Here is a 25962-nt window from a genome sequence, read left to right on the forward strand (position 1 = left end):
AGGACGATATGGACCGAAAAGGCGGCTTCGGGTTCCGGCTTTAGCGTCCATATGCCGGAAGGTTCGGGTACGGCGACATGCGTGAATATCGTTGGGTCTCTCGATATGCCCTTGGCGAAACAGCTTCTGGTGGAGGCCGCACGGAATCGACGCTGTATCAGCGCGTCATGGTGGTCGATTTGCGCAGCCGGCTCATTCATCGATGTTCACCGCCTGTACTGACCTAGCGTCCTGCGGGATTGACCCAGAATGGCCCTGACAGATCTCGATCAGGCGCACCGATTTGCCGGATCGAGCGAAGACCACGGAAATGCCCTGTCCCGTCGGGCTGTTTCCAATGACCCCGACGGTGTTGATGTCGCCAATGGCGTTCATATTATCCTCACGTACACCTGTGCCATCCCGCACAAGCCATCGCTTCAGCAATACTGACATCAGGATTATGCTAGGCCGGTAAGCCGCAGTGAGCGGCCTGCATAGGTTTGTTGGTACCTGGGTTTTCGCCAAGACGTGAGTTAATAAATTGCTGGTGCCGTAAGAGGAAGTTACGTTTGGAATGGTCATCGCTACCCCCGATGGGCGCGCTTCGCGCCTTTGCCGCGACGGCTGAAACGCGAAGCCTGACGCGTGCGGCCGAATTGCTGAATGTGACCCGGCCGGCCGTCAGCCAGCAGATCCGCATCTTGGAAACGCATTTCGGCGAACGGCTTCTGGTGCGTCAGCGACGGGGCATCGCGCTGACCACTCAAGGCCAGGCGCTGGCTCGCTCGCTGCTATTCGCCTTTGCCGAGATTTCGGCCGCCGCCGAACGGCTGGCCCAGAGTGAGTCAATCCGCCCGCTTCACGTCTCAACGACACCGATGTTTGCGTCCAGTTTCCTGATGCCGCAGCTGGCGGCCTTCAGAGATAGCCACGCCGGGATCGAGCTGGTGGTCAGCCCGACCTCGGAACTAGTCGCGCTGGAGCCCGGCGGCGTGGACGTGGCAATCCGGTACGGTATGGGGGACTGGCCAGGTGTCGAGTCCGAGCTTCTTTTCAAGGCAAGCTTCGCCGTGTGCGCGGCGACGTCCCTCGTCGGCGACCGCCGGATCGACCGCCCCGCGGACATTCTCAACTTTCCGCTGTTGCACGAGCTCGGGTCCCGAGAATTCTCGGACTGGATGGAGAAGCAAGGGATCGCACGACGCCCGGACACCAAGATCACCCGCATACCCGGGAACCTGCTACTGGACGGGCTTCGTAGAGGGGATGGGATTGTAGCGACGGTGCCCCGCTTCATCGAGCACGACGTCCGGGAAGGCAGGATCCGCATCCTGTTCGAAGATCGGCTCGACGCCGGCTACCACATCGTCGCGCTTCCCGGTGTTAAACGCCCGCCGCTGCGCGCGTTCATTCGATGGCTCAGGTCGATCAGTCGACGGGCTTCGGCGGCCACGCATTCGTCAACGTGACGTTCGGATATAACAGGCGGATGGCAGGTCCTCCGCACCCTGCGCAGCGGATAGGGCCAACAGCGCGGTTTCAAGCGCTCGAGCAGAGGGTCCATGCAAATTGGGGCTAGGAAATCGTGCTCGCGCCAAGAGCAGCGGACAGTGCTCAGGTCAAAGATGCCGATCTACCAGCTTTCATTGCCCCCGAGGTTTCCTTGCGCCCTGCCATGCGCTTCCAATCTCGGCAGGGGCAGCACGATATGGGCCGAAAAGGCATCCTCGGGCGGATTGGGCTAAGCCCGTGCAAAACACGCCCTGAATCTACCAGCGGCAGCGGGCGCTTTTGTCCATCGTCAGGACGTCGTCGAAGTTCTCGGCGCCTCGACATGGCTACAAGGAGCTACTCACATGACCACTTTATCAGTTGTCTTCCGGCGGATTCACATTGTTGCGGCCGCCGTTTTCAGCCTCTCCATCATACCGGCGGTCGCCTCGGCGCAGTCCGCGCAAAACGTCATTCTCGTGCACGGCGCCTGGGGCGATGGAGCGAATTGGTCGAAGGTCATTCCCATCCTCGCCGCAAAGGGTTTGAACGTCACCGCGGTCCAACTACCGCTGACTTCGCTCGCTGACGATGCAGCGACGGTGAAACGCGCGATCGGCCTCGTGGACGGGCCGGTCGTTCTGGCGGGGCACTCCTATGGAGGTGCGGTGATCACCGAGGCCGGAAACGATCCCAAGGTTTCCGCGCTGGTCTATGTCGCCGCGTTCGCGCTCGATGCTGGTCAATCCGCGGGATCGTTGAACGCGACCGTAGCCCCCACGCCGCTGGCGGCGGAAGCCAAACCCGATGCGGAGGGCTTCATCAAGCTGACGAAGACGGGCGTCTACGACGATTTTGCCCAGGATGTGACGCCGGCCGAGAAGCAGCTTCTCTACGTGACGGAGTCGCCAACCAGCGTGAAATCCCTGGGAGGCAGCATCACCGACGCCGCCTGGCACAACAAGCCCTCCTGGTACATCGTGGCTTCCCATGACCGGGCGATCCAGCCGGCGCTGGAGGCGGAAATGGCCAAGGCGATCAAGGCGAAGACCACGACGGTCGAAGGCAGTCACCTGATCATGCTCTCGAAGGCGTCCGCGGTGGCTGCGGTGATCGAGCAGGCCACCCACTAATCCTCAGCTGAGCGGCATCCCGAGGTGCCCGCGGTTTCAGTACGCGGCGAACCGCAGATGCCGCTCGGCCTGACCTGCAATTGCTGCAGTCCCATCAACGCGAATGTGGAGTTTCTTCCATGACTGCGAAATCTGTTATCCTGGTACACGGGGCATGGGCGGACGGATCGAGTTGGAGCAAGGTTATTCTCGAGCTCGCAGCCGAGGGGTTGTCAGTGACGGCAATTCAGATGCCGCTTACGAGCTTCGGCGATGATGTCGCGACCCTGCGCCGCGCCCTTGCGCTCGTCGAAGGCCCAGTCATTCTTGTCGGACATTCATACGGTGGTTCGGTCATTACCGAGGGAGGCAATGACAAGAAGGTGGCCGCGCTTGTATTCATAGCCGCCTTTGCGCCGGACAGCGACGAATCCGCGGCCTCGCTCGGGGAGACCGTGGATCCCCCTCCCATGGCCGCCGAGGTTCGGCCCGACTCAGCGGGATTCCTGAAACTGACCGAGAGCGGGATCCGCGATCACTTCGCCCAGGATCTTTCCGATAGCGAGAAGACGGTTCTGTTCGCCGCCCAGGCGCCTACCGCCGTTGCGTCCTTAACAGGAAAGATCACGGAACCCGCGTGGCAATCGCGCCCAAGCTGGTATCTGTTGGCAACCGAGGATCATGCCATCGCGCCCAAACTCCAGCACATCATGTCGAGCCGGATAATGGCCAAGGTCACGGAAGTCGCTTCGAGCCACGTGGCGATGCTGTCCCATCCCGACCTGGCCACCCGTCTCATCCTCGAGGCCGTTCGCGCGGTCTGAATTCAGCCAAGCCGGCTGATTTGCCCAAGACGCGGCTGGCCGCGTCGTCATCCATGCAAACAGCTTTCAAGCGATCACCTTGAAAGAATCCAGGGACCGCGAGTCCGCCCTCGCACGGCATGTCCGAGCCGAGGCCCGAGCTTCGCGATCCCCTGAATTGCGGGGGCCTCGGCCCGGTCCGGGGCGGGCTCTTTGCCAATCCGGCCAGCGCCCTAACGGTCGAAGACCAGCCTGGAATAGCCGAGGAAGGAGAGCGCCATGGCGGCCAGCGAGGCCGCGGCGAGCGCCGCCAGCGGCGGCATGGCTGGGACGGCAAACAGCAGGGCGCAGTAGACGAGATAGTTGGCGACGCTGGTGGCGATGCCGACGCCGCCATAGCGGGCGCCTTCCTGCGCAAGGCCGCGGCTCGATGGCGAGAAGGTCAGGTGGCGGTTGATCTGCCAGGTGACGCAGAGCGCGAAGCCGATCGACAGGATGCGGGCGCCGAAAGGCCCAAGCGGGGTGATGGCCAGCAGCAGCCACAGTGCGGCGGCATCGGCGACGAAGCCGATGCCGCCGGCGAAGACAAACCTTGCGACACGTTGCATCTTTCAGGCCGCGCGCGGGGTCTTGCCCGTTTCCGGCTTCTGCGCCACCGCGCCGGCGCGGCGCTCGGAACGGCCCGACGGCATGGAGAGATAGAAGATGCGCTTCTGCTCGGCCCGGCCACGCGACACCGAATCCAGGATCAGCCCTGTCACGGCGGCGAGCATCGACAGCAGCAGCAAGCCGACCGACAGCACCCAGGTCGGCATGCGCGGGACGAGGCCCGTTTCAGCGAACTCGACCAGCACCGGCGCCATCAGGAACAAGCTGGACGCCAGGAAGAAGAGCGAAAAGGCGCCGAAGAAGCGCAGCGGCTGCGTCTCCTTCATCAGCATGGCGAACATCCACAGGATCCTGGCGCCATCGCGGAAGGTCGATAGTTTCGAGGAAGACCCGACCGGCCGGCGGCCGTAGTCGAGAGCGATTTCGGCGACCGGCAGTTTGAGCTGCGAGGCGTGCACCGACATCTCGGTCTCGATCTCGAAGCCGCCGGAGACGGCCGGAAAGCTCTTGACGAAGCGCCTGGTGAAGACGCGGTAGCCCGAGAAGATGTCGGTGAAATCGCTGCCGAAGAGCCATTTGTAGAGGCTGTTGAAGACACGGTTGCCGAAAGCATGGCCGGTCCTGCCGGCGTCGTCGATCACGCCGCGCCTGGTGCCCACCACCATGTCGCAACGCTCGGTCAGAAGCGTGTTGATCAGCTGCGGCGCGTCCTCGGGCGCATAGGTGCCGTCGCCGTCGGCCATCAGATAGATGTCGGCGTCGATGTCGGCGAACATGCGCCGCACCACATTGCCTTTGCCCTGGCGCGGTTCGCGGACCACGGTGGCACCGGCCGCACGGGCCCTGAGCGCCGTCAGGTCGCGTGAATTGTTGTCGTAGACATAGATGGTGGCGTCCGGCAGCGTCTCGCGGAATCGCTGCACCACCTCGGCGACGGTCAGCTCCTCATTGTAGCAAGGCAGGAGCACGGCGATGACCGGTTCATGGCTGATGGCTTGCGGCATTTTCGTCTCCGGATGCCTGGTCGACCACACGGTCGCGCGCCGGACCGGCCTCGTCCAGGCGGTTTTACTATTTATTGAAGCCGTTAAGGCTAGGTTTAAGGCCGACTTCATGAGTGTCGATTGGCCTTGAAAGGTCCGGCATTCCCGCCAGGGGCATCGGGATGGGCACAGCAAGGGGAACTTCCACCTGGAGGTCCGATATCGCGTTCGCGCTGCTTGCCGCCCTGCTGCTGCTGGCCCTCAATGCCCATGCCGGGTTCCCGCAACTGGCCGATCCGGCCGGCGACAATGACAGCCTGCTGCAATTGGTCGAAGTCCGCGACCTCATGGCCGGCCAAGGCTGGTTCGACCTGCACCAGTACAGGATGGGTCTGGAAGGCGGCTTCGTCATGCACTGGTCGCGGCTGCTCGACGCGCCGCTGGCGCTTGCCATCCTCGCCGTATCGGCCCTGACGGGCAGCCCCGCTTTGGCCGAACAAATCGTGCAGATCGCCTGGCCTGCCCTGCAGTTCTGGCTTGCTGTGTTCTTTATCATCCGCGCCGCGCGCGCTTTCGCCGGCACTCATGCGGTGCTGCCCGCCGTCGTCGTCGGCGGGGCCGCCCTGTACTATATCGGCATATTCTCCCCCGGTTCGCTCGATCATCACAATGTCCAGCTTGCGCTGACCCTGGCGAGCCTCGCTTTGCTGCTCGAGGCGCCCACGCACCGGCCGGCTGCCCTGGTCGCGGGCATCTGCGCCACGCTGACCCTGGCCATCGGCATGGAAAGCGCTCCCTATGCCGGAACCCTCGGCGCCGTCGTCGCCCTGCTGTTCCTCGGCAACGGCTCCGGCGAAAGGCTGATCGCCAGGGATTTCGGTCTCGGTGTCGCCGCCGCCGCGGCTTTGGTCTTCGCCATCACCGTCCCCGTATCGTCCTGGGGTCAGGCCCAGTGCGATACGTTCTCGATCGTGCAGTTCGCTCTCGCCGCGCTTGCCGGCGCCGGTCTGACGGTCGTCGCGTCATGGAAGGCCGCCAACGCCACGCTCGCCCGGCGCCTGATCTCGCTGGGCCTGCTTGCCGCCGTCCTCGCTCTTGTCGTGGTGTTCCTGTTCCCGCAATGCCTGGCCGCCCCCTATGCCAGGCTCGATCCGCGCCTCCAGCAGATGTGGCTCGGCCATATCGAGGAGGCGCAGTCGATCTTCCAGCTTGTCTTCGATGATCCGGTCAGGGCCGTGGCGCGTTTCGCCACGCCGCTGGTGGCGATCATCGTGATGGCGCTTCACTTCAGCCATGGCGGATGGCGGCGGCAGGACAGCCTCGTCGGCGCGCTGTTGGTGGTGGCGTTCCTGGTCAGCGCCTGGGAAGTGCGCGGCTCGACCTTCTCCATCGCCTTCGCGGTGATCCCGCTTTCGGCATGGATCGCCAAATGGCGGCAGCGGGCCGAGGCCAGCCCGTCCGGCGGCTCGGTGCTGAGGATGGCCGCGGCCTGGCTGATCTCGGTGAATGCCATCTGGTCGGGCGCCGCCGAGGCTGCATCGAGCGCCTTCGCAATCGGCGCGCCTCCCAGGGACGCCAGTATCGATTCGCCCTGCAACAGCAGGGGTTCGTTCGCCGTACTTGGACGGATGGCCCCCACCACGGTTCTTGCCATCTCCAATCTTGGCTCGCCGATCCTCGCCTTCACCGGACATCGCGTCTTCGCCGGGCCCTACCATCGCAATGTCGCCGGAAATCTGCTCGCGCTCGACGCCCTGCTGGGCTCCGCCGCCGATGCGAAGGCCATCATCGAAAGCCACCATGTCGGCCTCGTCGCGCTCTGCCGCGGCAACCCGGAAAGCCGGCTGTTGACGGCCAGCGCGCCGGACAGCTTCCTGGCCGGAGTGATGCGCGGCAGCGTGCCGGAATGGCTGGAACCGGTGGCTGAGGCCCATGGCGCCCCGCTCGAACTCTACCGCGTCAGGTCCAAAGGCTGAAAATTTCTGCACAAACAAAGGCTTGATGCGCGGCCGCGCCGGTTTCGCGAAGGCATCCGGCCTCGTGTTCGGGCATCGTCTCCGGCGAAGACCGGAACTCATTTTTCGGGATCATGCTCCGGCTACAAAAAATCGTTTTCAGGATACGTTTCCTAAAGGGTTTGCTGCCAGTCTCGGAAACAAATCCGACGTCAAAAAACAGGGACACCGATGCAAACTCCGTTTGGCACCGGTCAGGCAAACAGGGAGAGCACGGATCTGGCCTTCACCGATCCGTTGACCGGGCTTGGCAACCATCGCCGCTTCTTCGACAAGGTCGATCGCCTGATCAGCGACCGTGCCGACGATCCCGCACCCTTCACCGTCGGCATCCTCGACCTCGACGGCTTCAAGCCGATCAACGATCTGTTCGGCCACAAGGCCGGTGACGATATCCTGATCCAGGTCGCCATGCGGCTGCGCGCCTCGATGGATGGCCATTCGACAGTCTGCCGTATCGGCGCCGACGAATTCGCCTTCCTCTATCCGCTGGTGTTCAGCGAGGAAGCGGCGGCGGAAAAATCCCGGATGCTGATCGAGATCCTGTCGGCGCCCTATGATGTCGGCGAACGCACCGCCAGGCTCTCGGCCTCGGTCGGCTGCTCGCTGTTCTATTCCGGCGACGAGACCACAGAGATCCTCATCAACAAGGCCGAAACGGCGCTCTACCACGCCAAGCGTTCCGGTCGTGGCCGCGTCGTCGTCTATACGCGCGAGATGGAAGAGGCGGCCAAGCGCGTCACCCGCATCGAGCAGGCGCTGCGCCGCGCCGTCTCGGCCGGCGAGGTGGAACCGCACTTTCAGCCGATCGTCGATCTCAACACGCGCCGCACCATCGGCTTCGAGACGCTGGCGCGCTGGACCGATCGCGATCTCGGCACGGTGCCGCCGACGGTGTTCATTCCGATCGCCGAAGAGCGCGGCATCATCGGCCCGCTGTCGCAGCTGGTGCTGCGCAAGGCGACCGAGGCGGCGAGAAGCTGGCCGAACGACCTCTTCCTGTCGTTCAACCTGTCGCCCTCGCAGCTCGTCGACCAGAACACCGGCCTGCATATATTGGCGATCCTCGACCGCACCGGCTTCGATCCGCGCCGGCTGGAGATCGAGATCACCGAGACCGGCCTGATGAACGACCCGGCCTCGGCCGAGAAGATCGTCGACGATCTGCGTCGCGTCGGCATCCGCGTCTCGCTGGATGATTTCGGCACCGGCCAGTCCTCGCTCGGGCGCCTGCGCGAATTCCATTTCGACAAACTCAAGATCGACCGCGCCTTCGTCTCTTCCATTCTCGAAGACCGCCCGTCCGAACACATAATCCGCGCCATTCTGGCCATGTGCGAAGGGCTTGGCATGGATGTGGTTGCCGAAGGCATCGAAGAGGAAGCGCAGGCCGACCGCCTGGTCCAGTTCGGCTGCGCTGGCGGGCAGGGTTATCTGTTCGGTAAACCGGCCGATGCCGACGCCACGCTCGGCTATCTCCGCGATTCCTTCCGCGGCGCCCTGCGCGCCAAGGCGATCTGATCGGCGATCCCGGTGCTGTCCACCGTCACGGCTTTGCGTCCGGCGCGGCGCATTGTCGTTTTGTCTGACATAAGCACGGAAATCCGACGTTTCGCCCTTGCCCGCGCGACTTGCGTGGCTAGGATGCGCGCCATTCTGGCTACAGCGCCGCGCATCTTTCAGGACGCGCAAAGGACGCTGTAGAATTTTATTTGCGCATGATCCTTTCCGAAAATCGATCTGATTTTCGGGGGTCATGCGCGCGGAGAGAGAGATATGATGCCATCGGCGCATTTTCCCGACCTCGAAGGAGCCTCGGTGCTGATCACCGGCGGCGGGTCCGGGATAGGCGCCGCCCTGACCGAGGGGTTTGTGCGCCAGGGCGCCAACGTCGCCTTCATCGACATCGCCGACAAGCCCAGCACCGCGCTTGCCGACCGCATCGAGAAGGAACTCGGCCGGCGGCCGCTCTATCTCAAGACCGATCTGCGCGATATCGCAGCGCTGCGCGCTGCCGCGGCGACGGCCGCTGAGGCGCATGGCGATGTCACCGTGTTGATCAACAATGCCGCATGGGACGAGCGCCACGATATCGCGAACGTCACCGTCGAGTTCTGGGACAACAATCTCGCGATCAATCTGCGGCCGCATTTCTTTACCGCGCAAGCGGTGGCGCCGGGGATGAAGCGGGCCGGTGGCGGTTCGATCATCAACTTCACCTCGACATCCTACCTCATCAACCACCCCGACATGCCGGCCTACACCGCCGCCAAGGCGGGTATCCTCGGCCTCACCAAGGGCCTGGCCGGCAAGCTCGGGCCCGACCGCATCCGCGTCAACGCCGTTGCGCCCGGCTGGGTGATCACCGAACGGCAGCGGGAACGCTGGGTGACGGAAGAAGCGCTTGCCGCCCACCTCGCCAAGCAGTGCATCAAGGACGTCATGCGGCCGGACGACATGATCGGCACGGTGCTGTTCCTGGCGTCGGACGCTTCGCGCATGCTGACGGCGCAAATGTTGATCGTCGACGGAGGCTTCCTGTGAGCGCGATTCCGGCGGTAGCGGTGCTCGATTGGGGCACGACCAGGCTTCGGGCATGGCTGATCGACGGCAGCGGCAAGGTGATTGCGGAGCGGCGCGGCGATGATGGCCTCCTCACCGCGCGCGAAAAGGGGTTTTCCAACGTGCTCGAGGGCCATCTTGGCGCCATGGGGGCACCGGAAACGCTGCCGGTTATCATCTGTGGCATGGCCGGCTCCCGGCAAGGTTGGCTCGAGGCGCCCTATGTCGCCGTGCCGGCGCCGCTCGGCGCGATCCTGGGCGGCGCGGCCAAGGTGCCTGATCGGAAACGCGACATCCGCATCGTCCCTGGCCTTGCCCAGCGTCTGGCCGACGCGCCGGATGTCATGCGCGGTGAGGAAACACAGCTTGCCGGCGCCGGTTTGCCGGCAAAGGGGCGGCATCTCGCCTGCATGCCCGGCACGCACTCGAAATGGGTCGTGGTTGAGGATGGCGCGGTTGCCGGCTTCGGCACATGGCCGACGGGCGAATTGTTTTCGGTGCTGGCCGCTCATTCAATCCTCAAGCATTCGCTGGGCGAGCATCCGGCCCGGGTCGCGGCGGACAATCCATTCTTCCGGCGATGGTGCGATCAGGCGCTTGGCGAGGGCGGCGACGTCACTTCGAAGCTGTTTGCTATCCGTGCCGCCGGGCTCCTGCAGGACTTGAAGTCGCAGGATGCGGCGGCCTGTCTGTCCGGACTTTTGATCGGCGGCGAGATCGCCTCGGCCAGACGCCGCTATGGCGCCGGCGATGCGCCGGTCGTGCTGATCGCTTCCGGCGCACTGGCGAGGCTCTACCAGGCCGCGCTAGGCCTGGCCGGACTTGATCTTCGCACCGTCGACGCCGACGAGGCGGTGCGTGCAGGGCTCATCGAAGCCGCGCGCGAGAACGGCATGATCGGAGGCGCCCAATGACACAGACCGCACCTTTCCCGAAGCTGAAGCGAGGCCTTGTCGCGATCCTGCGCGGCTTAAGGCCCACCGAGGCGATCGCCATGGGGCAGGCGCTGTTCGACGCCGGCATCGAGGCGATCGAAGTGCCGCTGAACTCACCCGAGCCCTTCTCGTCGATCGCCAGGATTGTCGAAGTGCTGCCGAAAACGGCGCTGGTCGGCGCTGGTACCGTGCTGACTGCGGCCGATGTCGACGGCCTGCACAAGGCCGGCGGGCGGCTCCTGGTCAGCCCCAACATCGATGCCGAGGTGATGGCGCGCGCGATGCATCATGGCATGGTGACCATGCCTGGCGTGTTCACGCCCACCGAGGCCTTCCAGGCGATCCGTCTTGGGGCCTCGGCCCTGAAATTCTTCCCCGCCAGCGTGCTCGGGGCATCAGGCATTTCCGCGATCCGGGCCGTGCTGCCGGCGCAGACCCTGGTCGGCGCCGTCGGCGGCGTTTCGGAAAAGGATTTTGCCGGCTACAAGGCGGTCGGCGTCACGGTCTTCGGCCTCGGCTCCAGCCTGTTCAAGCCGGGCATGAGTGTCGATGAGGTGGCGATACGCGCGCACGCCGCCGTATCGGCCTGGGATGCGGTGTTCAGAGACGCAGGATGAGCGAAGTTTCGGTTTTCTCCGATCATATATGCCAACTCGGCGAAGGGCCGAGCTACGATCCCGCCACCAACGCGCTGTTCTGGTTCGACATCGTCAACGGCCGTCTTCTGGAAAAACCGGTGTCCGGCGGCGCGCTGAAGATCCATGAGCTCGGCCAGATGGCGAGCGCCATCGCCATCATCGACGACAAGCGGCAGCTGATCGCCACCGAAACCGGCCTCCATGTCCGCGAGGTCGCGACCGGCGGGATGACGCTGCATACGCCGATCGAGGCCGACAATCCGCTCACCCGTTCCAACGATTCCCGTGTCCATCCCTGCGGTGCGCTGTGGACCGGAACGATGGGCAAGAAGGAGGAAAAGGGCGCTGGTTCGATCTACTGGTTCTTCAAGGGCGAGCTGCGCCGCCTGTTTTCGGACATCACCGTGTCGAACTCGATCTGTTTTTCGCCGGACGGTGCGCTCGCCTATTACACCGATACCTCGACCGGCCTGTTGATGCGTATCGCCTGCGATCCGGCGACCGGCCTGCCCGCCGGCGAGCCGAAAGTGTTTGTCGATCATCGCTCGGCCAAGGGCTATGTCGACGGATCGGTGGTCGACCGCGACGGCGTGCTGTGGAACGCCGTCTGGGGCGGCAAGGCGGTCAAGGCCTATTCACCCGACGGCACGCTGCTGCGCGAGGTGGCAATGCCGGTGACGCAGCCCTCCTGCCCGGCCTTTGTCGGCAAGAACGCCGATCGGCTGGCGGTCACTTCCGCCTGGTCGGGCAAGGATGAGAAACAGCGGCAGCTCGATCCGCAGGCGGGCATGACCTTCCTGCTCGACATTTCCGTTAGCGGTCGGTTCGAGCCGCGCGTGCTGATCGCCTGAACAGGCCCATCGATCCGCGCCACTCATGCCCTCCTGGCGGTGCTGTCACGCAGGCGTCCGACTTGGGTCGGTTTCGCGAAAGCTGTTTGCGTCGGCCGTGCGATGGTAGGCGATCACAGCGCCGGGAATCATTCACCTCATGTCGAGCCACAAGCCAAAGCTGATCCTTGTCTACGAACCGGAAAAGGCTTGCTTCGACCGCCTGATCGCCGACGGTTTCGCACCGCAGCGCGCCACCGAAATCTCGTCCTATCTGGCGCAGTCGACCGATCTCGCCCTCGAATTCGAGGCGCTGGCCGCCGCCTGCGGGGCGCGCGGTCTGTCCTTTGCGCCGGTTGTGCTCGACGATGCGGCCCAGGCGCTTGACGGTGAGGATGCGCGGAACACGCTGGTCTGGACGCTCTCCGACGGCATCGCCTATTTTCGCGGCGGCGCCGCGCCCGCGCTGGCCCGGCTCAAGGGGTTGCGGACGATCGGTGCCGATGATTCGCTGTTCGCGCTTTGCCAGGACAAGTTCCGCTCCGGTGCCGTGCTTGGCGCGCTCGGCCTGCCGGTGCCGCAAGCCGGTCTTGCCCGGGATGGCAAATGGCTGGTCGAGCCGCCGGCTTCCGCCGCCGGCTGGTTCGTCAAGCCCAACCGGCTCGGCGCCAAGATCGGCATCTGGCCGGATTCGCGTGCGGCCGATCTCGGCCACGCGCTGGAGCTCAGCCGGCGCGTCTTCGCCGCCTATCGCGACGACGTCGTCGTCCAGCCCTATGTCGCCGGCCGTAACGTGCGCGCCAGCTTCCTCGGGCTGGCACCCGAAACCGGCATCGAAGCGCTCGGCATCGCTTTTGTCGATTCAGGCGCGGATTTCCAGACCATGGCGGACAGCCTGGCGCTCTATGGTGAAACCGGCGAGGCGGCGAAGGCGGCCGGAAATTATGTCGAACCGGAACTCGTTGCGGTTGCCGATGCCCAGCCGGCCGCCGACGCCAGCATCAGGGCGATCGCCAACCAACTGATCAGCAGGCTCGGCCTGCGCGACGTGTTCTCCGTCGATCTGCGTGTCGAGGCGGACGACACCGTTCATCTCATCGAATTCGAGGTCTGCCCCGGCCTGCCTTGCTTCGATTTCCGCGCCTACTGCCGCTCGCAATGGGGGTTGAGCCTGGCCGACGCCATGGCCGAGACCGCGGCGAACAGGCTGGCCGGCAGGGAAGATCGCGTCGCAACGGGCTGACGGCTCGGTGAAAAAACGCCGGGCTTTTTGACGCGCTTCGGCTGGCTTCGCCTGCCTGACGCTTTCGGGCGTGCCTTTACTGTCGGGGCAGAGCCCTCGACGAAAGCGCGAATTGCGTCAGGACAAAGAGATGGAGCAGTTCGACGTTTCCGTGAACGACCAACCGCTCCAACGCCTCAGATGCCTTCGACCAGCACGATCTCGCCGTCGGCGACCTTCTGGCGGATGGCGACGGCGCGCTGATATTCAGGCGAGTGATAGCAGTCATGCGCGGCCGCAAGCGATTCGAATTCGATGATGACGTTGCGTGCACGGCCGGGCCCTTCGGCCTGTTCATGCGCGCCGCCGCGCGCCAGGAATTTCGCGCCGAAGCGGTCGAAGGCCAGCTTCGAGGCGGCGACGTAATCCTTGTAGCCTTCGGCGTCGCGCACATCGACACGAGCGATCCAGTATCCCTTGGGCATGCTTTTTCTCCGGGTTTGTATCGGGGGCGTCAGGCCGAGCGCATTTCATTGAGGATGGCTTCGGCCGCTTCGCGTTTGTTCACCGCGGCGACGATCGGCCGGCCGACAACGAGGTGGCTGGACCCGTTCCGGATCGCTTGTCCCGGCGTTACCACGCGCTTCTGGTCGCCATGGTCGCTGCCCACAGGCCGGATGCCGGGCGTTACCACTGCCATGTCGGGGCCGACGATGCGGCGCACCGCTTCGGCCTCAGCGGCCGAGCAGACGATGCCGCCCATGCCGGCATGCAGCGCCTGTTCCGAGCGCCTGAGCACCAGCGTGTGCGGATCATACTCATAGCCGGCGTCGACCATGTCCTGCTCGTCCATCGAGGTCAGCACGCTGACGGCGAGCAGGCAGAGGTCGCTGCCCCTGGCCGCTTCCACCGCCGCCTGCATCGCCTTTGGATAGGCATGGATGGTCAGCATGGTCATGCCTATCCTGACGATGTTCTCGACGCCCTTGGCCACCGTATGGTCGATGTCGAGCAGCTTCATGTCGAGGAAGACTTTCGTTCCGCCACTGGCCAGTTCCCTTGCGAAGTCGAGGCCGCCGGCGAAGGCCAGCTGATAGCCGATCTTGTAGAAGGAGACGATGCCGTCGAGCTCGCGCACCGCCTGCTCGGCTTCTTTCACGGTCGGCATGTCGAGGCCGACGATCAATCTTTCCTGCATGGATTGGGCCTGCATGGTTACGGCAGTCACGCCTCGATCCGCGTGGCCAGCATGCGCGAGGTTTCGATCAGCGTGCGGCATAAATGCTCCATCGATTTGTGCAGTCTTTCGTCACGGAAATGGCCGTCCTCGCCGAAGGCGTCGCCGCCGTCGGGCACCGAGCATTCCGGTGTCACCACTTCCATCTGGCAGCGCACCAGCACGGCGCGCAGGTGGTTGATGCAGCGGATGCCGGCAAAATGGCCGTTGGAGGACGAGCAGAGGCCGGCGACCTTGCCGGCAAGCGGCCTGACCGATCGGCCGCCATCCCGGCGCACGCGGCTCACCCAGTCGATCGTGTTCTTGAGCAGCGGCGGGATCGAGCCGTTATATTCCGGCGTGGCGATCAGCAATCCGTCATGGGCGGTGATCAGCCGCGCAAGCTTCTGAGCGTTTTCCGGGACGCCGTTCTCCTTTTCCAGATCCTCGTCGAGGATTGGCAAGGGATAATCGGCGAGCGAAATGCGGGTGACCTCGGCGCCCTGCACCGCAAGTTCCTTCTGCGCCAAGTCGGCGGTCCTGCCGCTATAGGCGCCGCTGCGCACCGAGCCGGCGAAGACGAGGATTTTCGGGATCACTGCCATTGGCCACCCTTGTTCCGGGACTGGTACAGCCAGAGGCCGCGCAAATCAACGCGCCAGAGCCATAAAACATTCGCGATTGGCCGAGGCCTTTCCAACTCGTCATCCCTGGGCGAAGCAGGAGCGAAGCTCCGTCGCGGAGACCCTGGGATCCATTCCGCGACCTTGGCCGTGGAGTGCGGCGGAGCAGAATTCTGCCCCGCAGCAGCGCACGGAAGTCACGGCGTGGATCCTCGGGTCTGCGCTGCGGCGCTATGCTCCTTGCTCCGCCCGTGGATGACGAAGTGACGGACGTTTAAGCCAATCGCAGTTATGCGATCCGCAAACAGCTCTGCGCCGTCGCTAATGCGCCTCGCGGCGGTAGATCCACAGCTGCGTCGGCGGGATGTTACGGAAGATGAAGTCGAAATGCTTGACCGTGTAGTCGCCGCGGCCGGCCGGGATCGGCGACATCGGACCATAGGTCAGTTGCACGATCGGCCGTCCGGCCGGGATGCGGTCGAGCAGGCTCTCTATATAGGCGATGCGCTGGGCGACCGGGAAGTTGAGCAGCGGCACGCCCGAAACGACGGAATCGAAGACCATCCCGCTTTTCTCGCCGAGCGTGGTGTTGAGGTTGAAGGCATCGCCCTCGATGACGTTGACGCCGGGATAGAGCCGGCGCAGATGACGGACGAAATCGGCGGAATATTCGACCGCGTAAAGGTTTTCGGGCCGCACCCCCTGCGCCAGGATGGCGCGGGTGATGACGCCTGTGCCGGGGCCGACCTCGAGCACCGGCAGGCCGGACCTGGGATTGACGATAGAGGCCATCTTGCGGGCGGTGATCGAGCTGGTCGGAACGATCGAGCCGACCGTCTTCGGCTTGTCGATCCAGCCCTTGAAGAATTTGAGTTCGTCGTCGAACTTTTCGGCAAGCGCCTTCCGCAGTCCGTGACTACGCGTCATGCAAGCTCTCCTCAGCGCTCCCCTTGAAGCTACTTAACACCTGGTTGACGCAAGGCAAGGTGCGGCCATGCCGATGTCGTGGATAAGATAGATTTTGTCGCGCCTCAAAATGCGCGGTTTCTAGCGGCATCCTCGCGCTTCCGCCCAATGCAGAAGCTGGGCGGTGCTCAATGCTCGCCAAAGGATTCGAAGAAATCCTTCATGCGGGCGAAGAACCCGCTCGATTGAGGCGAATTGTCCTTCGATGAGAGTTGCTCGAACTCCTCCAGCAGTTCACGTTGGCGACGGGTAAGGTTCTGTGGCGTCTCGACCGCGGTCTGGATGTAGAGGTCGCCGACATTGGGCTGGCGCAGCACCGGCATGCCTTTGCCCTTGAGCCGGAACTGGCGTCCGTTCTGCGTGCCTTCCGTAACCTTCACCTTGGTCTGCGTGCCATCAAGCGTGGTGACCTCGAAGGAGCCGCCAAGGGCCGCGGTGGTCATCGAGATCGGCACCTTGCAGTAGAGGTCGGCGCCGTCGCGCTGGAAGAATTCGTGCGGCTTCACCGCCAGGAAGATGTAGAGATCGCCGGACGGGCCGCCGCGCAGGCCGGCCTCGCCCTCATTGGCAAGCCGGATGCGGGTTCCGTCCTCGATGCCGGCCGGAATGTTGACCGACAGCGACCGCTCCTCGGTGACGCGGCCTTGGCCGGCGCATTTCGGGCACGGATCCTTGATGGTTTGGCCGCGGCCCTGGCATTGCGGGCAGGTCCGCTCGATCGAGAAGAAGCCTTGCGTGGCACGTACCTTGCCGTGGCCATTGCACATCGAGCAGGTGACAGGCTGGGTGCCTGGCTTGGCGCCGCTGCCCGAGCATTCCGAGCAGGAGATCGAGGCCGGCACGCGGATTTGCGCGGTCTTGCCGGAAAACGCTTCTTCCAGGGTGATTTCCATGTTGTAGCGCAGGTCGGCGCCGCGCTCGCGGCCGCCCGAAGAGCGGCGCTGACGCCCGCCCATCATGTCGCCGAAAATATCCTCGAAGATGTCGGCGAAGCCGCCGGCGCCAAAGCCATGCGCGCCACCGTTCATGCCGCCCTGCTCGAAGGCGGCGTGGCCGAACCGGTCGTAGGCCGCGCGCTTCTGCGGGTCCTTCAGCGTCTCGTAGGCTTCGTTGATTTCCTTGAACTTGTGCTCGCAGGCATGATCGCCGGGATTGCGGTCGGGATGGAACTGCATGGCGAGTTTGCGAAAAGCGCTCTTCAGCTCCTTCTCGTCGGCGCCCTTTTGCACGCCCAGCGTTTCGTAGAAATCAGCTTTCATTTTTTCCCGCAGTCCGGATGCTCAACGTCTTGATGCATGTTGCGTCGTTTGCCGGCACGTTGCCTCGATTTAGGAGCGGTGCTGCCCGGATGCTAGAGCCGGCGCGATTCCGTCGGTATTTTTCTGTGATTTTTCTGCAAGGGGTTGCAAAAAAGCCCGGCTTTGCGCCGGGCTCCCTACAGCGCCGCGAGTCCTCTCGGACGCGCAAAGGACGCTGTAGCACCTTTGAATGAGCGCATGACCCTTTCCAGAATCGATATCGATTTTGGGGTCATGCGCATCATCTTGCCGTCAGGCCGTTCAGGCCGACTTCTTCTTGTCGTCGTCTTCGTCGATTTCCTCGAAATCGGCATCGACCACGTCGGAATCCTTGGCGGCGTCCGCCTTGGCATCGGCTTCCGCCGCTTCCTTCTGCGAGGCCTCGTACATGGCCTGGCCAAGCTTCATCGAAGCTTCGGCAAGGGTCTGGCTCTTGGCCTCGATGTCGGCCGGGTCGTCGCCTTCGGCGGCGGTCTTCAAGGCCGCGATCGCATCGGCAATCGCCGTGCGCTCGGCCTCCGAAACCTTGTCGCCATATTCCTTCAGCGACTTCTCGGACGAGTGCACCAGCGCCTCGGCCTGGTTGCGGGCCTCGACCACGGCGCGACGCTTCTTGTCGGTCTCGGCATTGGCCTCGGCGTCCTTGACCATCTTCTCGATGTCGGCGTCCGACAGACCACCCGAAGCCTGGATGCGGATCTGGTGCTCCTTGCCGGTGCCCTTGTCCTTGGCCGAGACGTTGACGATGCCGTTGGCGTCGATGTCGAAGGTGACCTCGATCTGCGGTACCCCGCGCGGCGCCGGCGGAATGCCGACCAGGTCGAACTGGCCAAGCGCCTTGTTGTCGGCGGCCATTTCACGCTCACCCTGGAAGACGCGAATGGTCACGGCCGACTGAGAATCCTCGGCGGTCGAGAACACTTGGCTCTTCTTGGTCGGGATCGTCGTGTTGCGCTCGATCAGGCGGGTGAACACGCCACCCAGCGTCTCGATGCCGAGCGAAAGCGGCGTCACGTCGAGCAGCAGAACGTCCTTGACGTCGCCCTGCAGCACGCCGGCCTGGATGGCGGCACCCAGAGCGACGACCTCATCGGGGTTGACGCCCTTGTGCGGCTCCTTGCCGAAGAACTGCTTCACGATCTCCTGGATCTTGGGCATGCGGGTCATGCCGCCGACCAGGACCACCTCGTCGATCTCGCCAGCCTTGAGGCCGGCATCCTTGAGCGCCGCCTTGCAGGGGTCGATGGTGCGCTGAACGAGGTCTTCGACCAGGCTTTCGAACTTGGCGCGCGTCAGCTTCAGCGTCAGGTGCTTCGGCCCGGTCGCGTCGGCGGTGATGAAGGGCAGGTTGATTTCGGTCTGCGTCGTCGACGACAACTCGATCTTGGCCTTTTCAGCCGCTTCCTTGAGGCGCTGCAGGGCGAGCTTGTCGGCCCTCAGGTCGATGCCCTGTTCCTTCTTGAATTCGGCCGCCAGATACTCGACCAGGCGCATGTCGAAGTCTTCGCCGCCGAGGAAGGTGTCACCATTGGTCGACTTCACCTCGAACACGCCGTCGCCGATTTCGAGCACCGAAATGTCGAACGTGCCGCCGCCAAGGTCATAGACGGCAATGGTCTTGCCATCCTTCTTGTCGAGGCCGTAGGCGAGCGCTGCCGCGGTCGGCTCGTTGATGATGCGCAGCACTTCAAGGCCGGCGATCTTGCCGGCATCCTTGGTCGCCTGGCGCTGGGCGTCGTTGAAATAGGCCGGAACGGTGATGACCGCCTTTTCGACCTTCTCGCCGAGATAGGCTTCCGCCGTTTCCTTCATCTTCTGCAGGATCATGGCCGAGATCTGCGAGGGCGACTGCTTCTTGCCGCCGGCCTCGACCCAGGCATCGCCATTGTCGCCCTTGACGATCTTGTAGGGGACAAGTTTCTTGTCCTTCTCCGTCACCGGATCGTCATAGCGGCGGCCGATCAGGCGCTTGACCGCGAAGATGGTGTTTTCAGGATTGGTGACCGCCTGGCGCTTGGCCGGCTGGCCGACGAGACGTTCGCCGTCGCTGGAAATGGCGACGATGGAAGGCGTCGTGCGCGCGCCTTCAGCATTCTCGATCACTTTCGGCTCCTTGCCGTCCATGATGGCGATGCACGAGTTGGTGGTGCCGAGATCGATACCGATTACTTTTGCCATTTTTCTAGTCTCTCCGCTAAGCAGGCTTTCAGGACCCGTAAGGCGTTCCGACGAAAGCCCCTGTTCAAAAGAAATCCCGTTCGGCAACCGGTGTTCCGGCGCCGGACGGCTTGGCGCGTATATAAGAACAGCCAGCATCGGGCGCAAGCATTCTGCGCAAGGCTCCCATGAACCTTTCCACTCCGGCCTGCGACTGACGTCCAGGTGCCGCATGGCGCGGCCCGGAAAGGAAGCCAAATGACCAGCAATCCAGAGGCTCCAAGGTCTCCGGGAACAATAGGAACTCGGCGCGGCCACCGCCTTCGGGACGGGGTCGATGCGCTGGGCTTTCGGCTGATTCCGTTGACCCTGCCCAGGAGCAGGCGTATCGTGGAAATGAGGAAAGCAGACAATTCGATCAGGGAAGAACGTGCCGGAACGCCGCGCCTTGCCCTGGTTTGCGCGGCCAATCCGCATGGTTCTCCCGTGGCTAACGGGGGTAGCGCCATGTCTCGCGTCCGCGGCACGCTCGTGTCCTCTCTGAACAGCGGCGTGCGCGGTGCGGCGCGTGTTGGCGGCGGATTGCTGGCGCTGGCATTCACCGCCAGCCTGTGGCTTGGCGGCGCCCAGGCGCAGGACAGCCAGACCCGGATCATTTATCCCGGCTCGATGGCGGTCACCGGATTTTCCGGCACCATCATCCCCAATCTCGACTCTCCCGATTCCGAAAGCGGGGGCTTGCCGCCCGGCGTCGATCCCGTGGATGAAACCTTCATCGACACCACCCAAGCCACCTTGCGCGTGTTCGACGTCTCCCATCTTGGCGGGCCGGCTTCCGGTCAGCTCGTCTTCACGCCGCCGCCTTTCGAGGTGACAGCGGGCCAGATCGGCCAGGTGTTCGGCCTCACCTACGACGACGGTATGCGCGATGGCGTTCCGTCGGGCATTCCCAACCTCTACGCCGCCGCCACCTCGCTGCAAGGCGTCGCGATCGTCACGCCGGACGCCGACAAGGACGGCAGGCCGGAGCGGCAGCGCCGCGGCAAGGCCGGCGCCACTTTCATGGACGGCCAGTTCGGCACCGAAAACGGTGGCGGACCGGGCACCATCTGGAAGATCGACGGCATCACCGGCCAGGTCTCCAAATTCGCCGAGATCGACACCAACAGCGGTCCCGGTATCGGCAACCTCACCTTCGATCCCAATCACCGTCAGTTCTTCGCTTCGGACCTCGATACCGGCCTGATCCATCGCATCGACGCCAATGGCAAGCTGATCGACACGTTCGACCATGGCGTCGCCGGTCGCCCGGCGCATGGTCTGGCTCCGGTCGCCGACGATGGCGCGGTGATGGACATACAGGGCGCGGCCTTTGACACCGAAGACCCCGAGACCTGGGGCTACACACAGGACGGGCGCCGCGTCTGGGCCGTCTCCTATCATGGCGGCCGGCTCTACTATTCGGTCGGCGAAAAGGCCGAGATCTGGTCGGTGGGCATTGCCCGCGACGGCACCTTCGCCGGCGACCCGCGCTGGGAACTGACGGTCAAGGCCGACAAGGACTATGCCGTCACCGACATCGCCTTCGACAACAGCGGCTTCATGTATCTCGCTCAGCGCGGCCCGGTCGAAAACCGTTATGATTACAGCCGCTTCGCCGATTCCGGCAAGGGCGAGGCGATCCGCTACTGGCGCGAAAATCCCGACGATCCGGCGACGGAATCGGCCTGGGTGCACATGCCGCAGGAATATGCCGTCGGCTTCCCGCAGGCCAATCGGCAATCGGCTGGCGGGCTCGACCTGCAGTATGGCTATGACGCCGACGGCAATCTCGACACCTCGGTCTGCACGCAGACGCTGGTCAACACCGGCGACAGATTGCGTGACAATCCAGCACTCGCCGGGCAACTCGCCGCCGGCGGGCCGCTTCCTGTGCATGGCGTGCAGATCACGCCCAAGGACCTGGTCAAGCCGGCGAATGTGCCGCCCTTCGGCTCCTGGTTCGTCGACTTCGACGGCTATTTCGAGGATCCCGAAATGGAAGGCCATGTCGGCGACGTCGCCATCTGGCATCCCTGCGAGGGCCGCGCCGGCTATTATGAAGAAATCCCGGGCGGCTATCTGCCCCCCTTCTACCCGCCGGACTTCCCACCGCCCGGCAATCTGCCTCCCTGTCTCGATGTCGACGATGTGCAGTATTTCTGCACGCCTTCAGGCCTTGAGGCCGATCTCTATCTCCATGACCACGCCGGCTTCGGCGGCGATTCGATCAAGGTCCAATCCAGGACGCCAGGCGTCGGGGTGACCACACCCATATCGCATGCGCCAGGCAGGCCGTACACGATCGACATCACCGGCCACAGTCCGGGCGACAGGGTCGATGTCGGGCTGTGTTTCTACAGGAAGTCCGACAAGGACAAGGGTGGCTACTACCCTTGCTGCAAGATGACCTTGCCGCTGCGCACGCCAGCCATCAGCTGCGAACGTTGAGGAGGGAAAGATGACCATTCTTGCTCCTTCCCCGCTCGCGGCGAATCCTCAAAACACTGTCATGGAGACGATCATGAAACCCCTGTCATATGCCAGGCGCGGTGCGCGCTGGCTGATGGCGGCCGGTATCGCGGTCGCTCTCGCGCCCGCACTGCCGGCTGTCGCCGCCCAGGGCGTCCAGGCCGCCAGCCCGGATGTCCAGCCGCTGCAGTTCGACAACCCGCGCATCATCAATCCTGAACCCGGACGCGTGGTGCCCTTCTTCACCAAGACGGGCGGTCAACGCAGCTGCGACTACGTCTTCTACACCTTGACCTTCGGTCTGCGCGGCGATCCCCAGAGCTTTGCCAACCCGCGCCTCGCGGCCGCGTTGAAGGCGGCAAAACTCGAATTCAAGGACCAGCTTCCGCATGGCCTCTCGATCGTCGACGTGCAGGTCGCCGGCGATGGCACGGACGCCTCCGGCGGGCCCTTGCCGGGTGCCGTCATCAGCAATTCGGCCGGTCCCAACGATACGGCAACGGTTTCCGATTTCCGGATTTCGGCTTCCGATCTCGATGGCTCGGGCGCGCTGAACGAACGCGTCATCACCTTCAGGATCACGGCCAAGATCGACCATGCGGCGTTCCCCGCGCCAACCGTGGTCGACAATCAGGGCCTGATCAAGGTCACGAACGGAACCGGCCCGGGCACCACCATCCCGTCGCAGGATCCGGGAAAGCCGGATGACGGCAACCTGCTGACCGGCGAAAAGACCTCTGTCCGCATCGACGTCACCAAATGCGAACCGCCGCCTCCACCCCCGACCGATCATGAATGCCTCAAGGTCGAGCGCGGCACGGTCGACTGCGTGCCCGGCGGCGGCGCCTTCATCTACCACATGCCGGTCGGCTCCGAGATGGGCGGCAAGTGGATACAGCTTTCGACGACGACGCCAGGCATCGCCATCATCCCCGACACCCAGCAGGTGCCGGCGGGCGGCGGCGTGCTTAACTGGAAGATCGTCGGCGCCTTACCCGGCGAGACCATCCACATCATCGTCACCGGCATCAACACCTATGCCGGGCCGAAGGAGGGCTGGGGGCTCTGCTGCACGCAAACGATCGACATCGTCATTCCGCCCGATCTCAAATGCCCGCCACGGGACAAGGAGCCGGACCTCAAGGTGGAAAAACATGCCGATGTTCCGCGCTGCACGATGGCCGGCGGCTGCGATTTCACCATCCGGGTCACCAATGTCGGCACCGCGCCCTATAACGGCAAGATCGTGCTCGACGAGGTGACGCTGCCGGCCGGCTCGACGCTGAGTTCAGGGCCCAATCCGCCCTGGGTCTGCGTGCCCGGCGCCACTCCGATGACGTGCACCTATCCGGTGACCACGCTCAATCCGGGCGCTTTTGTCGACCTCACGCTCGGCTTCAAGCCGGCCGCGGGCTGGCAAGGCAGCGTCCTGCGCAACTGCGCGGCCTACAACTACGCGGCCAGCGGCAAGCCGCTGTTCGGCAGCCAGGCCAACGACCGCGGCTGCGCTTCTATCCCGATCTGCCGCCGTGGCGATCGTGACCGCGATTGCCAGCCGCCGGTCGAGAAGAAGGTCGACCTGATCCTGAAGAAGCGTGCCCGCTCCGAAATCTGCACCGCCGATGGCGTCTGCAGCTTCGTCATCGACATCATCAACAATGGCTCCGCTACCTATAACGGGCCGCTGACGGTGATCGACAATTACCCCGACGGCGCGCCTACATCCTCGACCTTCGGCCCGAGCCCGCCCTGGACTTGCGGTCCGAATGGTCCTGGCCAGTTCCGCTGCGACAATCCCGGCATCTCGCTGCCTCCAGGCGCCTCGACGCCGATCGTCGTCAAGGCGGTGGTGCCGGCCAGCTACCGGTCGGACATGGTCGAGAACTGCGCCGAAGTTAAGCCTATCCCCGGCGAGGCCGATCTCACCAACAACAAGGCTTGCGCCAAGGAACGCACCCGCCATCCCAACGCTGGCCAGCCTGGCCTGCGCATCACCAAGGTGTGCAGCGGCTCGTTGGCCGGCGCAGCAGTCGTCTCCTGCCGCATCACCGTCACCAATGCCGGCACGGCTGCCCCCACCGGTCCGGTGCGGGTCAACGACGCCGCTACATTGGTATCCGGCGGAGCGCCGGTCCAAATCCAGACCGTCACATCAGACGGCGCGGAATGGGCGTGCGGTCCGGTGCCGGCCAACACGCTGTCGTGCCAGCTTCCCGGTGCCGTCATGACGCCCGGAACCTCCAGGCACTTCGACGTGACGGTTTCGGCCAATGGCGAATTCGAGAACTGCGCGCGCGGCTCCTACGGTCCGGCGCAGGGCGACGACGTCGTCTATCCGATCGGCCAGGCCTGCGCCAAGGGCGGCGGCGCTTCGACCATCCGTGTCGAAAAGACCGGCGACCGCGAGTGCCGGCCCGGCCAGCCCTGCTCGTTCGACATCACCATATCGAACGATGGGACGAGCCCCTTCTCGGGTCCGGTCCGCATCGGCGATGCGATCGGCGTGGAAGGGCTTGGCCGGCTGGAAGGCGTTGCGATCACTTCGATCGACCCGCCCTTCGGCTGCTCGCCCGAACCGGCAACCTTGCCCGCGTCCTGCATAACGAACCTGACGCTCGGCGCCGGCGAAAGCCAGTCGCATCATGTCACCGTGATCATTCCCGATGATGGGCGTCTGGCCACTCTGCAGGGTAACGTCAACGGCCAGAACTGCGTCGGCGTTCTCTCCCCCGACACACGGGTGCAGGGCGGCGGTGACGTGCTGTCCGGCGACCAGGCCAACCTGCAAGGCGATCGCGGCAAAGCCTATGCGTGCCACCCCTTCACCATCGCCCATGAGGTGAAGAACCAGTGCTCGCCAGGCTTTGTCATGAACAATGCCGGCAGGTGCGTCTGCCCCGAAGGCACCACCTTCCGCAACGGCCAGTGCGCCGGCGGCGGCACCAAGCTCCTGCCGCTTCCCGTGCCTCCGCCGCCACGCTGCGTGCTGCTCGAAGGCCAGATCCGCACCGGGGACGGACGCTGCGTCTGTCCGCGCGGCACGGAGCTGGAGAATGCCGTCTGCGTCAAGACAAGCAGGCCGGACTGCACGATACCCGGTTCCGTGCCGGCCTCGGACGGCAATGGCTGCTCCTGCCCCGATGGCACGCATCTCGACAGGAAGGCAAATGCCTGCGTCCGCGACAGGCCGAGGCCTGAGCAATGCACCATCCGTGGCCAGATCCACGACGCCGATGGCGATTGCATCTGTCCGCAAGGAACCGAGGTGCGTAGCGGCGCCTGCCGTCCGGTTCGGCCGAAGCCGCAGCAGTGCCGCATCCCCGGCCAGACACGCAATGCCGATGGCGATTGCGTTTGTCCGCAAGGGACCGAGCTGCGCAACGGAGCCTGCCGCCCCGTTCGGCCGGAGCCCGACCAGTGCACGATCCGTGGTCAGGTCCACGACGCCGACGGCAATTGCGTCTGCCCGCGGGGTACCGAGGTGCAAGGCAATGCCTGCCGGCGCAAGCAGCCGCAACTGGAGCAGTGCGATATACGCGGCCAGGTCCACAACAAGCGCGGCGAGTGTGTCTGCCCGCGCGGGAGCGAGGTGATCAATGGCGCATGCCGCAGGCAGCAGGTGGAATGCGCCCCGGGCTCGCAGATGATCAATGGCCAGTGCCAGCCGATCATCAGGCGGCGTTGCCCGGAAGGCACTATCGGGCGGTATCCGAACTGCCGGCCCATACGTGAGCAGGCTCCCCTGGAGCTCAACCCGGGCCTCCTGCTGCAGCAGGTCCTGCCGAGGCGCGGCCTGCAGACCGACCAGCAACAGGATCCTGCTCCAAACAGGATCCTGAAACTCCAGCAGCAGTAACCGCTGCGCGGCACAGACCAGAAACCCGCCCGAGCAATCTGGCGGGTTTCTTTCTTTATGACCCATGGGGCGAAAAATGGCTGCAAGACCGCCCTCTGGCCTGTGGCCTGCTGTGCTTGCGCCCTCGACAAGTCACCTGGAGCGCTTTAGGCA

Annotated in this window: 21 protein-coding genes; 12 read left to right on the forward strand and 9 right to left on the reverse strand. The window is 64.3% G+C overall.

Going from position 1 to position 25962, the window contains the following annotated elements; translation table 11 throughout:
- Positions 1-192 precede the first annotated feature (192 nt).
- Positions 193-375, reverse strand: a complete 183-nt coding sequence (locus tag FJW03_RS24745; protein ID WP_140766343.1) for a hypothetical protein — start codon at positions 373-375, stop codon at positions 193-195.
- 176 nt (positions 376-551) lie between these two features.
- Between FJW03_RS24745 and FJW03_RS24750 the strand changes: the two genes are divergently transcribed.
- The 3 genes from FJW03_RS24750 to FJW03_RS24760 all read left to right on the forward strand — a co-directional run bounded on the left by FJW03_RS24750 (position 552) and on the right by FJW03_RS24760 (position 3409).
- Positions 552-1451 (forward strand): LysR family transcriptional regulator, encoded by a 900-nt coding sequence (locus FJW03_RS24750; RefSeq protein WP_210240611.1) that lies wholly within the window; start codon positions 552-554, stop codon positions 1449-1451.
- Between the two features lie 387 nt (positions 1452-1838).
- A complete protein-coding gene (locus FJW03_RS24755) occupies positions 1839-2606 on the forward strand; it encodes an alpha/beta fold hydrolase (RefSeq protein WP_140766342.1) in 768 nt (255 codons plus the stop codon).
- Positions 2607-2725: 119 nt separating this feature from the next.
- Complete coding sequence (locus FJW03_RS24760; RefSeq protein WP_140766341.1) at positions 2726-3409, forward strand: alpha/beta hydrolase; 684 nt, start codon at positions 2726-2728, stop codon at positions 3407-3409.
- Positions 3410-3621: 212 nt separating this feature from the next.
- Here FJW03_RS24760 and FJW03_RS24765 read toward each other — a convergent pair whose 3' ends face one another.
- Positions 3622-3996: a GtrA family protein gene (locus FJW03_RS24765; RefSeq protein ID WP_140766340.1), complete on the reverse strand. Its 375-nt coding sequence runs from the start codon at positions 3994-3996 to the stop codon at positions 3622-3624.
- A 3-nt stretch (positions 3997-3999) separates the two neighbouring features.
- The gene (locus tag FJW03_RS24770) at positions 4000-5001 is read right to left on the reverse strand and encodes a glycosyltransferase (protein ID WP_140691983.1); all 1002 of its coding nucleotides are present in this window, start codon (positions 4999-5001) and stop codon (positions 4000-4002) included.
- Between the two features lie 161 nt (positions 5002-5162).
- On the opposite strand from FJW03_RS24770, the gene FJW03_RS24775 reads away from it, so the two are divergent.
- The 7 genes from FJW03_RS24775 (at position 5163) to FJW03_RS24805 (ending at position 13203) form a co-directional block, all read left to right on the forward strand.
- Positions 5163-6956, forward strand: a complete 1794-nt coding sequence (locus FJW03_RS24775; protein ID WP_140766339.1) for a GtrA family protein — start codon at positions 5163-5165, stop codon at positions 6954-6956.
- A gap of 210 nt (positions 6957-7166) precedes the next feature.
- The gene (locus FJW03_RS24780; protein ID WP_140612604.1) at positions 7167-8516 is read left to right on the forward strand and encodes a putative bifunctional diguanylate cyclase/phosphodiesterase; all 1350 of its coding nucleotides are present in this window, start codon (positions 7167-7169) and stop codon (positions 8514-8516) included.
- 255 nt (positions 8517-8771) lie between these two features.
- Positions 8772-9539 carry an SDR family NAD(P)-dependent oxidoreductase gene (locus tag FJW03_RS24785; protein WP_140766338.1) on the forward strand — a complete coding sequence of 256 codons (768 nt, stop codon included), beginning with the start codon at positions 8772-8774 and terminating at the stop codon, positions 9537-9539.
- Positions 9536-10471 (forward strand): 2-dehydro-3-deoxygalactonokinase, encoded by a 936-nt coding sequence (locus FJW03_RS24790; RefSeq protein ID WP_140766337.1) that lies wholly within the window; start codon positions 9536-9538, stop codon positions 10469-10471. The genes FJW03_RS24785 and FJW03_RS24790 overlap by 4 nt, the downstream gene beginning before the upstream one ends.
- A complete protein-coding gene (locus tag FJW03_RS24795) occupies positions 10468-11109 on the forward strand; it encodes a 2-dehydro-3-deoxy-6-phosphogalactonate aldolase (protein WP_140766336.1) in 642 nt (213 codons plus the stop codon). Before FJW03_RS24790 ends, FJW03_RS24795 begins: the two co-directional genes overlap by 4 nt.
- Complete coding sequence (locus tag FJW03_RS24800; RefSeq protein WP_140766335.1) at positions 11106-11981, forward strand: SMP-30/gluconolactonase/LRE family protein; 876 nt, start codon at positions 11106-11108, stop codon at positions 11979-11981. Before FJW03_RS24795 ends, FJW03_RS24800 begins: the two co-directional genes overlap by 4 nt.
- Before the next feature lie 139 nt (positions 11982-12120).
- Complete coding sequence (locus tag FJW03_RS24805) at positions 12121-13203, forward strand: D-alanine:D-lactate ligase-like protein (protein WP_140766334.1); 1083 nt, start codon at positions 12121-12123, stop codon at positions 13201-13203.
- Between the two features lie 176 nt (positions 13204-13379).
- On the opposite strand, the gene FJW03_RS24810 is transcribed toward FJW03_RS24805, so the two are convergent.
- The 6 genes from FJW03_RS24810 to dnaK form a co-directional block, all read right to left on the reverse strand.
- Complete coding sequence (locus FJW03_RS24810; protein ID WP_140766333.1) at positions 13380-13667, reverse strand: DUF1330 domain-containing protein; 288 nt, start codon at positions 13665-13667, stop codon at positions 13380-13382.
- A gap of 29 nt (positions 13668-13696) precedes the next feature.
- Positions 13697-14395, reverse strand: coding sequence for an orotidine-5'-phosphate decarboxylase (pyrF, locus tag FJW03_RS24815; protein ID WP_140766358.1), 699 nt, complete (start codon positions 14393-14395; stop codon positions 13697-13699).
- 11 nt (positions 14396-14406) lie between these two features.
- Positions 14407-15003, reverse strand: coding sequence for an NADPH-dependent FMN reductase (locus FJW03_RS24820; protein WP_140766332.1), 597 nt, complete (start codon positions 15001-15003; stop codon positions 14407-14409).
- 339 nt (positions 15004-15342) lie between these two features.
- Positions 15343-15948 carry a phospholipid N-methyltransferase PmtA gene (pmtA, locus tag FJW03_RS24825; RefSeq protein ID WP_140766331.1) on the reverse strand — a complete coding sequence of 202 codons (606 nt, stop codon included), beginning with the start codon at positions 15946-15948 and terminating at the stop codon, positions 15343-15345.
- Between the two features lie 167 nt (positions 15949-16115).
- Positions 16116-17246 carry a molecular chaperone DnaJ gene (gene dnaJ / locus FJW03_RS24830; protein WP_140612585.1) on the reverse strand — a complete coding sequence of 377 codons (1131 nt, stop codon included), beginning with the start codon at positions 17244-17246 and terminating at the stop codon, positions 16116-16118.
- Positions 17247-17546: 300 nt separating this feature from the next.
- Positions 17547-19463: a molecular chaperone DnaK gene (dnaK, locus tag FJW03_RS24835; RefSeq protein WP_140766330.1), complete on the reverse strand. Its 1917-nt coding sequence runs from the start codon at positions 19461-19463 to the stop codon at positions 17547-17549.
- Positions 19464-19949: 486 nt separating this feature from the next.
- On the opposite strand from dnaK, the gene FJW03_RS24840 reads away from it, so the two are divergent.
- Together FJW03_RS24840 and FJW03_RS24845 are read left to right on the forward strand one after the other, a co-directional pair.
- Entirely contained in the window at positions 19950-21932 is a 1983-nt protein-coding gene (locus FJW03_RS24840) for a hypothetical protein (protein ID WP_140766329.1), read from the forward strand.
- Positions 21933-21942: 10 nt separating this feature from the next.
- The gene (locus FJW03_RS24845; protein ID WP_140766328.1) at positions 21943-25809 is read left to right on the forward strand and encodes a hypothetical protein; all 3867 of its coding nucleotides are present in this window, start codon (positions 21943-21945) and stop codon (positions 25807-25809) included.
- Positions 25810-25962: the final 153 nt, after the last annotated feature.

Source organism: Mesorhizobium sp. B4-1-4 (assembly GCF_006439395.2).
In the GTDB taxonomy this organism is placed as follows: Bacteria; Pseudomonadota; Alphaproteobacteria; order Rhizobiales; family Rhizobiaceae; genus Mesorhizobium.